This is a genomic window from Pseudaeromonas aegiceratis, from assembly GCF_046254905.1.
Lineage (GTDB): Bacteria > Pseudomonadota > Gammaproteobacteria > Enterobacterales > Aeromonadaceae > Pseudaeromonas > Pseudaeromonas aegiceratis.
In genome coordinates this window covers 3653192-3666607 of sequence record NZ_CP158016.1, presented here as the reverse complement: position 1 = coordinate 3666607, position 13416 = coordinate 3653192, and the positions used below count along the sequence as shown (strand labels likewise).

The following is a 13416-nucleotide window of genomic DNA, read 5'->3' as shown; positions in this document are numbered from 1 at the left end:
CCAAGACGTCTCATACTGTCCGCACTGGCGACAACCTTTATTCACCCGTTGAGATGAGTTCATGACACAGATTACGATTACCGCGCCCGACGACTGGCATCTGCATTTTCGCGATGGCGACATGCTGGCAGAAACCGTGCCCGCCACCGCCCGCTGCTTCGGCCGGGCCATCGTCATGCCCAATCTGGTCCCCCCGGTGCGCACCGCGGCCGAGGCCATGGCCTACAAGGCGCGGATCCTGGCCGCCAGACCCGCAGGCTCGGGCTTTGAGCCCCTGATGACCCTGTATTTAACCGACAACACCACCCCGGCCGACATTGCCGAGGCGGCCCGGTGTGGCGTCACCGCGGTGAAACTCTATCCCGCCGGCGCCACCACCAACTCGGATGCGGCGGTCACCCGTTTGGATGGCCTGTATCCCGTGCTGGAGGCCCTGGTGGAGCACCGGATGCCATTGCTGGTGCATGGCGAGGTCACCGAGTCCCACGTCGATATCTTTGACCGGGAGAAGGTGTTCATCGACCAGCGGCTGCGTCCCATCACGGAGCGCCTGCCGCAGTTACGCCTGGTGTTCGAACACATCACCACCCAGGATGCCGCTGACTTCGTCATGGCCGCCGGCGACAACATCGCCGCCACCATCACCCCCCAGCACCTGCTGTTAAACCGCAACGACATGCTGGTGGGCGGCATCCGGCCGCACAATTACTGCCTGCCGGTGTTGAAGCGCAACATCCACCAGCAGGCCCTGCGGGCCGCGGTGGCCAGCGGTTCGAAGAAATTCTTCCTGGGTAGCGACTCGGCCCCCCACCCCCAGTCAAAGAAAGAGTCCGCCTGCGGCTGTGCCGGCTGCTACAGCGCCTGGGCCGCCCTCGAGCTTTACGCGCAAGTCTTTGACGAGCTCCAGGCGCTGGACAAGCTGGAAGGCTTTGCCAGCCAACATGGTGCCGACTTTTATGGCCTGCCCCGCAATCAGGGCACTGTCACCCTGGAGAAGAAGCCCTGGCAGATCCCGCACAGCATCACCTTGCCCGACGGCAGCCCCATCATTCCCTTCATGGCGGGTGCCACCCTGCAGTGGCAGGTCACCGGGGTCAATCTGCCCCAAGCCTGATCTGAGCCAGGCGCCGGGAGCTGTGTGATCCACAGCTCCTGGTTGTCTCCCCCTCGCCCACCCGGCCACAGCACCGACGCGGGCCAATCCTTCGCCGTAGTGAGATATCAGCCACAGGTTTTTTGCCTCAGGCGGTACACCCTTTGCCTACCATTACTAGGCACGAGCACGGATAGGGAGAATGGCATGACAGACGCGATGCACCCGGAGGGACGCCACCAGCAACGCCAGGCCGCCCTGGCGCGGACCCTGACCCTGGCGGATCTGCCCCAGGAGGAGTACCAGAAGATCAGCCGAACCGCCCAGACCCTGTGCCAGGCCGAGAGTGCCTGGATCAGCCTGTTGGCCGATGACGCGGATCTGCTGGTGGTGGGGGAGGATCTGCCCGCCGGCTCGCCCCCGCCCCTGTGCCGGCGCCGGCTGGATGAGGAGAGCCTCTACCTGTGCGAGACCGGCGAGGATCCCGAGCTCAGAGCCCACCCCTGGATGGCACGCCTGGGCCTGGTGGCGGCCTGTCCGTTCCGCAACGCCGAGGGACACCGCATCGGCCTGCTGTGCGTCGGCCTCAAGCCCGGTCGCGCCCTGAGCGCCGATCAGAAGCTGGGGCTCACCGATCTGGCCAGCCTGCTGGAAGGGCAGCTGCTGCTGCGCTTTCTGGCCTGCTCCCATCCCCAGGCCCTGCGCCACCTGATGCTGACCCCGCCCCAGGATCAGGATGCCCTCACCGGCCTGCCGGATCATCAGGGCATACTGGCCCTGCTGCACCACAGCCACACCCGCTGCCGGCTGGAGCAGCGGCCCTTCTCATTGGCGCTGGTGGAGCTGGACCCCATCGCCACCGAGTCCCTCAGCGTGGAGGAGGCCCGCGGCATGCTGCAGGCCGCCGCCGCCCGGCTCAAGGCCACCCTGCGCACCGGTGACCTGCTGGGACGCTGGCAGCACGACCGCCTGCTGGTGCTGCTGCCAGGCCTGGGGGTGGATGAACTACTGGGGGTGGGGGACAAGCTGGTGCAGACCCTGTACGGCACCGTGGATCAGGCGGGGCAGAGCTTCCAGCTCTCCGCCAGCCTGGGGCTGGTGGGACTGCAGACCCTGGAGGCCAGGCTGGATGCCGCGGCCCTGCTGCATGCCGCCGAGGCGGCCCTGCAGCAGGCCTGCGAGGCGGGCCGCAACCGCGCCCGGTTAAGCCCGGTACAGCGGATCCACAGCCTGGAGGATTAGTGCAATAGCGGTTGCAGCTGACCGGCCAGCTCATGGGCCTGCTGCAACCACCCCTTCTGCAGGGCCCGCACCAGGGCCGGATAGCCATCCTCACCCAAGGGCTCCAGCCGGTTGAAGCGACCCGAATGTCGCTCACCCTGGGGCCCTTGCAGCACCCAGCGCCCGGATATCACCGCCTGACCGTCGAACCGCCCCTGAAAGGCGTCCACCACCAGGCTCAGCCGCCAGGCGCCGCCACTCTCCTCCGGTCCCTGCAGCTGGACCTGGGGCAAATCCTGTTCCAGTTGCGCCAGCAGCAGGGCGCCCAACTGACGATCCAGCGGCTCGGCCCAGCGGGCCTGATTGGCCAGGGTCAGCTGGATATCATCCTCCTGGTAGGCGATGCCCGCCTGGGCCAGGTAGTCCGGCAGGGTCAGGCGCTGCACCTGCAACAGGGGGCCCTGGCGGGCCGGACTGCTGACCGCCGTCTGGCTGGGTAGGGTCAGGGCGTAATACTGGGGGCCGGACTGGGCGGCACAGCCCACCAGCAGCCAGGGCAGCAGGAACCTAAGGCAGCGACGCATCATTTGGCTCTCCGGGGTTGGGGATCCTGCCCCGGATTCGGGGAGAAGATCAGGGCATTGGGTTGCTCGCTCAGGGTCCGGGCCACGGGCTTGAGCTCGTTGAGCAGGCGATTGAGGTTGTCTATGGTCTGGTTGAGCTGCTGGTAGGCCGGCGCCTCGGCAGAGAAGCCCGCCAGAGTCTGCTGCAGCTGCTGCATGGCCTTGAGGGTCTCGGCCGGGATCTGCTGGGTGGCCGGCTGGCCCGCCAGCCGGTTGAGGGTCTGGCTCAGCTGGCCGATGGCCGCCACGCTCTGCCGGGATTGGCTCAGCAGATCGTCCAGTTTGGTCAGCGTCTGCTCAACCGGCAGGTCGTTGATCTTCTTCAGCACCGCCAGGCTCTGCTGCTCCAGGTTATACAGACCGCCCTTGGCGGTGGGCAGCACCGGATAGTCGTTGAAGGTGCCGGGAGCCTGGGTCAGCGGCTGTTCCGGGTGATAGGCCAGCTCCACCACCATGCCACCGGTGAGCAGGTTACCGGTGCGCAGGCTGGCCCGCAGACCGCGCTTCACCTCGTCCCCCAGCACCTGCACCATGCGCTGCTGCGCCGCCTCGGAATCGATACCGTTGATGCGCCCCGGCTCCAGCCGGATCAGCGCCGCCACCTCCCGGGGAGCATGCTCCATCAGCACCTGGTTATCCGGTAGGAAGGGCACCTGCAGCACGGTTCCCACCCGCACTCCCAGAAACTCCACCGGCGCACCGCTATTCAAGCCGCGGATGGACTCGCCGAACTTGAGCACATAGTCCTGGTGATACTGGAACTCCTGGGTGCGGCTGCTCTCCTCGTCGGCATACAGGTTGAACACGTCACCGCTCTTCACCCGACGCCCCAGGGGCCAGCCCTCCGGCACATCGAAGGTGACCCCGCCGCGCAGCAGGCTCTCCAGGGTGCCGGTCTCCAGACTGATGCCCTCGGAGGAGGCGCTGACCCGCATACCGTTGTTGGTCCAGAAGCGCACATTGCTGGTCACCAGGGCATCGTAGGGGGCATGGATAAACAGCTGGTACTCCAGCCGGCGGTGCTCGATGGAGAAGCTGGCCTTCTCCACCCGCCCCACGGTGAAGCCGCGGTAGATGACGGGATCGCTGGCCACCAGGCCGCGGTTATTCTCGCTGTAGAGCATCACCTTGATGCCCTGCTCATCGGCCCGGGCCAGGGGCGGCTCGTCCAGCACCTTGTAGCTGTCCTCCCGTTTCTCGGCCTTGCCCGGCAACAGCTCTATGTAGGCACCGGACAGCAGGGTACCCAGCCCGGAGATGCCCTGGCGACCCACCCTGGGCTTCACCACCCAGAACTGGCTGTCCTGCTTGAGCATGTCCTCGGTGTCCACCGCCATGCGGGCGGTGAGGATGACGTGGCTCAGATCCTTGCTCATCTTCACCGTCTGCACCGTGCCCACGTCCACGCTCAGGGCCTTGATCATGGTCTTGCCCGCCACTATGCCGTCGGCATCCTTGATGTAGAGGGTGATCAGGGGGCCCTGATTGGTGAGGGAGACGTACAGCAGCCACAGGCCCACCAGGGCGGCGACGATGGGCACCAGCCAGATGGGTGACAGGTTGCGGATGGCGCGCAGCTGCGCCTGGCTGCCGAAAGACGATCCGGTTTTCACTCGGGTTTCCTCGCTTGGGTGGAAGGGGGCGGATCCCAGATCAGCCGTGAGTCAAAGGCCATGGCGGAGAGCATGGTGATCAGCACCACGCTGGCAAAGGCCACCGCCGCATCGCCGGGGTAGATGGACATCAGCTTGCCCATGCGGATCAGCGCCGCCAGCACCGCCACCACGAACACGTCCACCATGGACCAGCGGCCGACGAACTCGGTGAGGTGATACAGGCGGTTGCGGCCGCGCCTGTGATGGGGACTGCCGCGGTAGGTGCTGTAACAGAGCCACAGCAGGGCCAGTATCTTGGCGATGGGGATCATGATGCTGGCAAAGAAGATCACCATGGCCACCGGGTAGTCGCCCATTTTCCACAGCACCACCACCCCCTGCAGTATGGTGGAGTTGATGGCCGAGCCCAGGGTCTCGGTGATCATCATGGGCAGCAGGTTGGCCGGTACATAGAGGATGATGGCCGCCACCAGCAGGGCGAAGCAGCGCTGCAGGCTCTGGGGCTGGCGGGCGTGCAGCCGGGTATGGCAGCGCGGGCAGTGGCCCAGATCCAGCGGCACGGTGGCGTGGCACAGGTGGCACAGGGCCAGATCCAGCTCCCGGGCCGAGCAGGGCGCCACCGGCTCCACCTGCAGGGGCACGGGCCCCACCAGCTGCTGCCACAGGCGGTTGCGATCCAGGTGCATGAAGCTCTTGAGGTAGGCCAGGCTGAAGGCCACGTAACACCAGAACCCCGAGCCCACCTGCACCTCCGCCAGTGCGGCGATCTTGATGAGGCTCACCAGGGTGCCCAGCATGAACACCTCCACCATGCCCCAGGGCTGCAGCCAGAACAGCCAGCGCAGCGCCCACCGGCTCAGGCCCAGGGGGCCATGCCAACGCAGGCGCAACAGGGCATAGCCCAGCAGCAGCAGGCAGCACAGGGGCAATAGCTGCATCACCAGGTAAATCAGCATCCCCAGGCTGGCGTAGTCTTCGCTGAACAGGGTGGAGGCCGCCTGGTAGAGCAGTATCTTGTTACTCATTCCCTGGGTGGAGACGGCGAGAAACGGCAGCAGGTTGGCGCACAGCAGCATGATGAGGCTGGTCAGGCCGTAGACCAGGGGACGCTGCTGGGCGAAGCGGGGATGGCTGGCCACCGGCTGACCACAACGGGGGCAACAGGCCACGTCCCCTTCGGTGAGGGTCGGGATCTGCACCAGCCAGTCACAGCTGTGACAGGCCTGATAATGCTCGCTGGACGCCGCGCTGCTAGCGCACATGGGCTCTCTCTGCCGTTATTTTCACGTCGGTATCATCACCTGAGACGCAGGTGGAGACAATAGAAAACCCTTGTAATTCAGCAGTTGGCAAGCGGGCCGCCATGGATAGAATGGTTGTAGGAATAGGTCGTCAGGCCATCAGGGAGGAATCTGTGTCATTTGACGCTTTCGCGCATTCACCAATCAGGACCGACAGATGAGAAGCATCCCAGTTGTAAGTAGCCTGTTGATCGCCAGCCTGGGGCTGGCCGGCTGTACCACAGTGAACCCCTATAGCGGCGAACAGCAAACGGCCAAGGCCAGCACAGGCACCGCCATCGGTGCCGCCGCCGGCGCCTTGGTGGGCGTACTCTCCTCCTCCAAGCACGACAGAGGCAAGGGCGCCCTGATCGGCGCCGCCGCCGGGGCCGCCGTGGGGGGCGGTGTGGGCTATTACATGGATCAGCAGGAGGCCAAGCTGCGTCAGCAGATGCAGGGCACCGGCGTCTCGGTGACCCGTCAGGGGGATCAGATACTGCTGAACATGCCCAACAGCATCACCTTCGACAGCAGCTCCAGCCAACTCAAGCCCGCCGGGGCCAATGCCCTCACCGGCGTGGCCCAGGTGCTCAAGGAGTACCAGGAGACCCGCATCAACGTGGTGGGTCACACCGACAGCACGGGGGGGCGCGAGATGAACCTGCGCCTGTCGCAACAGCGGGCCGAATCCGTGGGCAGCGCCCTGATACTGCAGGGGGTGGCCCAGGGTCGCATCAGCATGGCCGGGGTCGGCCCGGATCAGCCGGTGGCTAGCAATGACACGGTGGAAGGTCGGGCGCAGAACCGTCGGGTCACCCTGACCCTCTCCGCGCAATAAGGCCTAACTGGCCAGGGTCCGATAGCGGTAACCCTGGCCATAAACGGTTTCCACCAGCTCGCCAGCCAGCTGCAGATCCCGCAGCTTCTTGCGCAGCCGCTTGACGTGGCTGTCCACGGTTCTGGGCTCCACCACCCGGTGATCCCGATACAGGGCACCGCTCAACACCTCCCGGCTGAAGGTGACGCCCGGTGCCTGGTAGAGGGTCAGAAACAGCCGCCACTCCACCTCGGTGAGGCGCACCCGGTATTGGCGCCACTGTACCGCCATGCGCATGCCGTCCAGGATCAGCGCCGGTCCTTGGCTGGCCGGCTCCGTCTCTGACGCCGGCGTGCCACAGCGATAGGGCACCCCCAGCAGACGCAGCCGCTCCAGCAGCTGGGGCCAGCACAGCTCGGCCTCACGGGGCAACACCACCTGGGTCACGTGCCGCTCCAGACAGCAGCGCAACAGGCTATCGGTATCCGCCACCTTCAGCGGCGCCGGCCAGTCGACCGGCCAATGGCCCGACTCCGGGCCATCCAGCAGGATGATCATAGACTCGTCTCCTCCCGCCCCAGCAGGGGCAACCGCAGCCGCCAGGCACGGCGACCCTCCTTGGCCTTGATGCTCACCTGCCAGCCGGCGGCCAGCAGGGGAGCCAAGGTGCCCCCCAGCCGCTGATGCAGGCGGGGAAACGCCAACAGTGGCTGCCAGGGCCCTGGCATGGCCTTCCCCTCCCAGCACAACCAGGCCCAGCGCTCATCGGCCACCAGATCCAGTTGCAAGAGGGGATAGCGCCCGGGATGGCGCTGCGCCTGCTGCCAAAGTCGCTCCAGTTGCGACTGCAATGCCGCCGGCACGCCCTGCACCCAGAGCCCGTCCTTCACCCGGCACTCCAGCTGGATACCCAACAGAGCGGCCTGCCGTCGCCGCTGGGCGGCAAATTGTTGCAGCAGGCGGCTAAGGTTGAACGGCTCTGCCGGATCCCGTGGCACCGGCAGGGCCAGGCGGGCACGCTGCCGCGCCAGCCACCAGGCGCCGAGGCCGGTCACGGCCACCAGCAACCCAGCCAGACTGAGCAGGTGACCATATTTGAAAAACCAGGGATTCAGCAGTCGGCTTGCCAAAGCTTCCCAGCTGAGAACCAAGCCGAGAACAACCGAACAACACAGCAACAACATCAGCGCAAGACAAACGAACAAGGGGTTATCAAGCGTTTTTGACATACGGGATAATTATTTGACGAACCGGCCGAACGGGATTGACAAGATTTTGACTAAAATATCATGGGGCCAAGGCGGGGTATTTTATAACAGGCAATTATTTGCAAGTTTACGTAAAGGTGTTGATTGTTTTGGTTTAATCAAGGCCTTGTTTTATGGACCATTTAGGCAGGGGGATTGCTTTATATCCACCACGTCAAGTTTCCTGTGGGTAAAATGGTCTCAATTATGTCTTTCTATTTACTGTTTCGCCAAGCCACCGTCAGTTTGACCCTCTGCTGCCTGGTCGCCTGCAGCGCTCAGACCGGCGCCCCCCCCACCAAGGACTCAGAGGTGAACCGCGAGCCCCTGCCCGCCACGCCGCTGAACAAGAAGATGGATGACGCCACCGAGGACGATCCTTACTACGCCATGCTGGAACCCGAGCCCGAGCCGGCCCATACCCAACCCACCGGCTCCCTGTTCAATGACGGCATCCAGGGCGGCATCTTCGATGAACAGACCCGCCTGCGGGTGGGCGACATCATCTCCATCAAGCTCAAGGAAGCCACCTCCGCCACCAAGAAGCAATCCAGCAGCCTGAGCAAATCCAACACCTTCAACCTGGATCCCATCACTGTGCCCGGTGGCAACCTCAAGTTAGGTGGTAAAGAACTCGAGCTGGGCATGAATCAAAACCAGGACTTCAGCGGTGACGGTGACGCCAGCCAGAGCAACAACTTTACCGGGGAAATCAGCGTGGCGGTACTCAGAGTCATGCGTAATGGCAACCTGGTGGTGCGCGGTGATAAATGGATCCTGATCAACAACGGCAAGGAATATATTCGCCTGACCGGGATTCTGCGAGCCAAGGATGTTGAAGACGACAACACCGTCTTATCCACCAAGCTGGCCAACGCCCGCATGGAATATAGTGGCAACGGTGACCTGGCCAATATTCAGGAACAGGGCTGGTTGGTTAAAAAGATATCAGATCCCACCATATGGCCGTTTTAACTATTCTCCCCGGCCGCGTCGCCTGCTTGCTGTTCGTCGTGCTGGGGCTGGCCGCCTGCCAGAGCCCCAGCAAGGCCAAGCCGGAGACGACGACCCCGGATCTCACCGCCGTGGGTTATGCCTACCTGGATAACCAGCCCGGGCCCAGCGACGGCGAGCGTCGTCTGCAGGCCATGAACGCCAGCCGATTGCAGGCCTACCGCCTGTTGGCGGAGCAGCTGTACGGGGTGTCCCTCACCCCCCAGCCGGCTCAATACTGGCAAGGCCACAGCCGCGGCACCATAGTGGGGGCGCAAATCGTCCGCCAGGAGCAGGACGGTAACCTCTTTATTACGGAGCTCAAATTGAACAAGGCAGATTTCAATCGACTGGCCGCCATGCCAGTCCCCCTCAATCCAACCCGGTGGTGGGAATAACGCCATGCAGAAGTATTTGTTTCCCGTGATTTGGCTGCTGGTACTGCTCGGCCTGTTTGCCTTGAGTCGTCCCGCCCAGGCCACCTGGTATTCCGGCACCGGCTCGGCACCCATAGTCGATGACAACCTGGAGATGGCCCGCTACTTTGCCGCCCGGGCCGCCATCCACGATGCCGTGGCCAAGAGCGGCTACTCCCTGTCGGTGATGGATCAAGTCACCCCGGACACCCTCAAGTTCCAGGCCGGCTCCAAGTTCCGCTTCCTCAACGACAAGATGACCCTGATCGGCCAGTTGCCGCCGGCCCTCAGCCAGCTGGAGCTGATCGAGGAGATCAGCCGGGATGACCGCCTCGACGTGACCCTCAAGGTCAACATCTGGCCCGGCGCCCCCGTCTGCCCGCGCCAGCCCTTTTACAGCAAGAGCCTGACCCTGGCCCGCCTGGTGTTGCGGGATCCGTCCCAGGCTTCCCTGGGCCAGCTGTACAACCTGTCCGAGGCGGTGACCGATCGCCTCTATCGCCTGGCCCAGGCAGCCCAGGGGGATTTCATCGTCCGCGGTCTGCAGACCGAACCCCTGCCCATCGGCTTCGATGGCATAGATACGGATGATCAGCAGGAACTCACCTCCCTGGCCTACCGCACCAACAGCCAGTATCTGCTGGATGGCGAGATCACCGACATCTCCACCAGCAAGGAAGAAAACCTGCTCACCAGTGACGACCTGGTGCGCCAGTTTGAACTCACCCTGCGCCTGATGGACGGCCTCACCGGCCAGCCTATCTCCATCCGCCACTACGACTTCCGCACCTTCTGGCCCTTCGGCCAGACCGAGGCCGTGTCGGTAACCAGCTCCGAATTCTGGGAGTCCGCCTATGGCCTGGAGATCCAGCGCCAACTGCGAGAAGGGCTGCAGGATATCAGCAACGATCTCAAATGCGTCCAACCCCGCGCCTTCATAGTGCGGGTGGACGGCCAGGATGTGATGGTCAACATCGGCAGCCGGCAGGGCATCAAGGTGGGGGATGCCTTCAGCATCCAGCAGACCCGCCGCCTGCGGGGCGCCGATGGCCACCTCTATCTCTCCCACCCCAGATCCAGCACCCAGCTGGTGGCCCAGGAGGTCTATCCCGACCACAGCCTGCTGACCACCCGCCAGGGCTTCCTGCCGGGCAACCTGCAGGATCAGGATCTGGTTCAACTGGATAACAGCAAGGAGTCAGCCCCATGAGCGGATTTCACCCGGTGGCATCCACAGTCAAAACCACCCCTTTGACCAATAGCACCACCAGCACCCAGGATCAGAGCCAGACCAGCAGCACGGCCACCGACGGTGACTTCTCCGATCTGCTGCAGGATCAGATGAACAGCCTGCTGGAAGCCAAGCCGGTGGATAAGACCCTGAGCGAAGACGACGATCCGTTGGAGCTGAGCAACGTGGTGACCCAGTTCGGCCTGGATAGCTGGATGCCCACCAGCCTGTCCAGCTTCCTGGACAACGTGGCGGAGCAACAGGAAGCCAGCAAGACAGGCGAACAGAAAATTGCCGAGACGGTGGACAGCATCGACGACAACCTGTTCGTCGACAAGGAGGCCTCCTGGCTGGATGCCATCGATGTGGTGAACCCGCTGCAGCACATCCCTTTGGTGAGCGACTACTACCAGGAGATGACCGGGGACGAGATCGGCTATATGCCCAAGGTCGCCGGCGACACCCTGCTGAGCACGCTCACCGGCGCGGGGGCCATCTACGGCCTGGCCACCGGCGTGCTGGATGTGGGGGTCAACGAGGCCACCGGTCAGAGCACCCTGGATGTGGTGAAGACCAAGGTGCACGACTTCCTCTCAGGCGACGACAGTTCGAGCTCTGGGCAGTCCTAGACAGAACAGGCTGGCCCCCAGCAACAGGCCTGTGGTCACCCACAGGCACAGGGGCAGGCCCCCCAGGCCGAACAGCCAGCCGGAGAGCAATGTGCCCAGCAGGCGACCCAGGGCGTTGGCCATGTAGTAGAAGCCCACGTCCAGGGATACGCCGTCCGCCTTGGCATAGCTGACGATGAGGTAGCTGTGCAGGGAGGAGTTCACCGCGAACAGGGCGCCGAAAGCCGCCAGCCCCAGCAGTACCCAGGCGGCCGCCGGCAACCCGGCGGCCAGCCCCAGGGGGATCAGCAGGCTGACCAGGGTCAGGGCCAGCCCCCAGCCCAGGGCCTGAGCGCCATCCGGCAAGCGGCCGCTACGCTTGCCCGTCACCCGGGGCGCCAGGGCCTGCACCAGGCCGTAACCCATGACCCACAGGGCCATCACGCCCCCCACCTGCCAGACGCTCCAGCCCAGCTGACCGCTCAAGAACAGCGGCAGGGCCACCACGAACCAGACGTCCCTGGCGCCGAACAGCAGCAAGCGCGCCGCCGACAGCACATTGATGGCCGGGCTCTTGGAGAGCAGATCCTTGAACTTGGGCTTGGTCTTGGCCTTGCCCAGCTCCTGCTTCAGGGTCAGCAGGCTGATGAGCCCCACCGCCAGCAGGCCGGCCAGCATGATCCACATGGCCCCCTGAAAGCCCCACAGCGCCAGCAGGGCGCCCCCCAGAAAGAAGCCCAGCCCCTTCATGGCGTTCTTCGAGCCGGTGAGCAGGGCCACCCAGCGGTAGAGGGCCCCCTGCGCGTCCGCCGGCACCAACGTCTTGATGGCGCTCTTGGCGCTCATCTTGTTGAGATCCTTGGCGATGCCCGACAGGGCCTGGGCGGCCATCACCCAGGGCACCGTCAGCCAGGCATCCGGCAGGGTCAGCATGCCCAAGGCCAGCAGTTGCAGCCCCAAGCCCAGCTGCATGGTGCGGTTAAGTCCCAGCCGCGCCCCCAGCCAGCCGCCGAAGAGATTGGTCACCACGCCGAACAGCTCGTAGAACAGAAACAGGCTGGCGATGGCCAGAGCCGAGTAACCCAGCTGATAGAAGTAGAGCACCACCAGCATGCGCAGGGCGCCGTCGGTGAGGGTGAAGGCCCAGTAGTTGGCGGTGATCAGCAGGTACTGGCGCACCCCCAGGCTGAGCCCGCCCCAGCCGGCCCGCAGCCTGGCCAGCATACTCATGACGCCAGGCCCACCAAGCGGGCCAGCTCCACGGTGCGGTTGGCGTAGCCCCACTCGTTGTCGTACCAGGCGTAGATCTTCACCTGGGTGCCGCCAATCACCAGGGTGGAGAGGGCATCCACCACGCTGGAGCGGGGATCCCCCTTGTAATCGATGGAGACCAGGGGCCGGGTCTCGTAGCCCAATATGCCAGCCAGGGGCCCCTCAGCCGCCGCCTGCAACAGGCCGTTGACCTCCGCCACCGTGGTGGGCCGCGCCACCTCGAACACGCAGTCGGTGAGGGACGCATTGGCCAGCGGCACCCGCACCGCATGGCCGTTGAGGCGGCCGGTCAGCTCGGGGAAGATGGCGGTGATGGCGGTGGCCGAGCCGGTGCTGGTGGGGATCAGGCTCATGCCGCAGGCCCGCGCCCGGCGCAGATCCTGGTGGGGGGCGTCCAGTATGGTCTGGGTGTTGGTGAGATCGTGGATGGTGGTCATGGAGCCGTGGCGGATGCCCAACCCCTCGTGGATCACCTTGACCACGGGGGCCAGGCAATTGGTGGTACAGGAGGCGGCGGTGACGATGCGGTGGCGCGCCGGCTCGAAGCGATCCTGGTTCACCCCCATCACCAGGTTGAGGATGTCGTCCCCCTTCACCGGGGCGCTCACCACCACCCGCTTCACCCCCTGCTCCAGGTAGGCCTGCAGCAGAGCGGGATCCCGCATCACCCCGGAACACTCCAGCACCAGATCACAGCCAGACCAGTCGGTCTCGCCGATAGCCTTGTTGCGGCTGACCTGAATGGCCTGCTGGCCAATGAGCAGCGTATCTCCCTCGGCCCGGGCCTCATGCTGCCAACGCCCCTGCACCGAGTCGAAGTTGAGCAGATGAGCCAGGGTGGCGGCATCGCCCGCCGGATCATTGATCCGGACAAAGCGAAATTCCGGCCAGTCGAAGGCGACCCGCAGGGCCAGACGACCGATACGGCCGAAGCCGTTGATGCCGATATTGAGGGGCATGGGGGTTCTCCTTGATGTGTCCCGAAGCAACGATTCCCAA

The 13416-nt window shown here is 64.6% G+C and carries 14 protein-coding genes; 7 read left to right on the top strand and 7 right to left on the bottom strand.

Annotated features, from left to right (window positions below; translation table 11 throughout):
• The first annotated feature begins 61 nt into the window (after nucleotides 1-61).
• Nucleotides 62-1114 carry a dihydroorotase gene (gene pyrC / locus ABHF91_RS17210; RefSeq protein WP_409421452.1) on the top strand — a complete coding sequence of 351 codons (1053 nt, stop codon included), beginning with the start codon at nucleotides 62-64 and terminating at the stop codon, nucleotides 1112-1114.
• Nucleotides 1115-1300: 186 nt separating this feature from the next.
• Nucleotides 1301-2335 carry a diguanylate cyclase domain-containing protein gene (locus ABHF91_RS17205; RefSeq protein ID WP_409421451.1) on the top strand — a complete coding sequence of 345 codons (1035 nt, stop codon included), beginning with the start codon at nucleotides 1301-1303 and terminating at the stop codon, nucleotides 2333-2335.
• On the opposite strand, the gene ABHF91_RS17200 is transcribed toward ABHF91_RS17205, so the two are convergent.
• The 3 genes from ABHF91_RS17200 to ABHF91_RS17190 are packed head-to-tail and all read right to left on the bottom strand — an operon-like array spanning nucleotide 2332 to nucleotide 5815.
• Complete coding sequence (locus tag ABHF91_RS17200; protein WP_409421450.1) at nucleotides 2332-2901, bottom strand: membrane integrity-associated transporter subunit PqiC; 570 nt, start codon at nucleotides 2899-2901, stop codon at nucleotides 2332-2334. The genes ABHF91_RS17205 and ABHF91_RS17200 overlap by 4 nt on opposite strands.
• Entirely contained in the window at nucleotides 2898-4550 is a 1653-nt protein-coding gene (gene pqiB / locus ABHF91_RS17195) for an intermembrane transport protein PqiB (RefSeq protein WP_409421449.1), read from the bottom strand. The genes ABHF91_RS17200 and pqiB overlap by 4 nt, the downstream gene beginning before the upstream one ends.
• Nucleotides 4547-5815, bottom strand: coding sequence for a PqiA/YebS family transporter subunit (locus ABHF91_RS17190; RefSeq protein WP_409421448.1), 1269 nt, complete (start codon nucleotides 5813-5815; stop codon nucleotides 4547-4549). Before ABHF91_RS17190 ends, pqiB begins: the two co-directional genes overlap by 4 nt.
• Before the next feature lie 196 nt (nucleotides 5816-6011).
• On the opposite strand from ABHF91_RS17190, the gene ABHF91_RS17185 reads away from it, so the two are divergent.
• Nucleotides 6012-6671, top strand: coding sequence for an OmpA family lipoprotein (locus ABHF91_RS17185; protein WP_409421447.1), 660 nt, complete (start codon nucleotides 6012-6014; stop codon nucleotides 6669-6671).
• A 3-nt stretch (nucleotides 6672-6674) separates the two neighbouring features.
• On the opposite strand, the gene ABHF91_RS17180 is transcribed toward ABHF91_RS17185, so the two are convergent.
• Both ABHF91_RS17180 and ABHF91_RS17175 read right to left on the bottom strand, forming a co-directional pair.
• The gene (locus ABHF91_RS17180; protein WP_409421446.1) at nucleotides 6675-7208 is read right to left on the bottom strand and encodes a winged helix-turn-helix domain-containing protein; all 534 of its coding nucleotides are present in this window, start codon (nucleotides 7206-7208) and stop codon (nucleotides 6675-6677) included.
• Nucleotides 7205-7780 (bottom strand): hypothetical protein, encoded by a 576-nt coding sequence (locus ABHF91_RS17175; protein ID WP_409421445.1) that lies wholly within the window; start codon nucleotides 7778-7780, stop codon nucleotides 7205-7207. The genes ABHF91_RS17180 and ABHF91_RS17175 overlap by 4 nt, the downstream gene beginning before the upstream one ends.
• Before the next feature lie 324 nt (nucleotides 7781-8104).
• Here ABHF91_RS17175 and ABHF91_RS17170 point away from each other — a divergent pair, with 324 nt between their 5' ends.
• The 4 genes from ABHF91_RS17170 to ABHF91_RS17155 are packed head-to-tail and all read left to right on the top strand — an operon-like array spanning nucleotide 8105 to nucleotide 11166.
• Nucleotides 8105-8872: a flagellar basal body L-ring protein FlgH gene (locus tag ABHF91_RS17170; protein ID WP_409421444.1), complete on the top strand. Its 768-nt coding sequence runs from the start codon at nucleotides 8105-8107 to the stop codon at nucleotides 8870-8872.
• Complete coding sequence (locus ABHF91_RS17165; protein ID WP_409421443.1) at nucleotides 8860-9288, top strand: hypothetical protein; 429 nt, start codon at nucleotides 8860-8862, stop codon at nucleotides 9286-9288. The genes ABHF91_RS17170 and ABHF91_RS17165 overlap by 13 nt, the downstream gene beginning before the upstream one ends.
• A gap of 4 nt (nucleotides 9289-9292) precedes the next feature.
• Nucleotides 9293-10516, top strand: a complete 1224-nt coding sequence (locus ABHF91_RS17160) for a flagellar assembly protein T N-terminal domain-containing protein (protein WP_409421442.1) — start codon at nucleotides 9293-9295, stop codon at nucleotides 10514-10516.
• A complete protein-coding gene (locus ABHF91_RS17155; RefSeq protein ID WP_409421441.1) occupies nucleotides 10513-11166 on the top strand; it encodes a hypothetical protein in 654 nt (217 codons plus the stop codon). The genes ABHF91_RS17160 and ABHF91_RS17155 overlap by 4 nt, the downstream gene beginning before the upstream one ends.
• Here ABHF91_RS17155 and arsJ read toward each other — a convergent pair.
• Both arsJ and ABHF91_RS17145 read right to left on the bottom strand, forming a co-directional pair.
• Entirely contained in the window at nucleotides 11131-12375 is a 1245-nt protein-coding gene (gene arsJ, locus ABHF91_RS17150) for an organoarsenical effux MFS transporter ArsJ (protein ID WP_409421440.1), read from the bottom strand. The genes ABHF91_RS17155 and arsJ overlap by 36 nt on opposite strands.
• A complete protein-coding gene (locus ABHF91_RS17145; protein WP_409421439.1) occupies nucleotides 12372-13376 on the bottom strand; it encodes an ArsJ-associated glyceraldehyde-3-phosphate dehydrogenase in 1005 nt (334 codons plus the stop codon). The genes arsJ and ABHF91_RS17145 overlap by 4 nt, the downstream gene beginning before the upstream one ends.
• Between the last annotated feature and the right edge of the window lie 40 nt (nucleotides 13377-13416).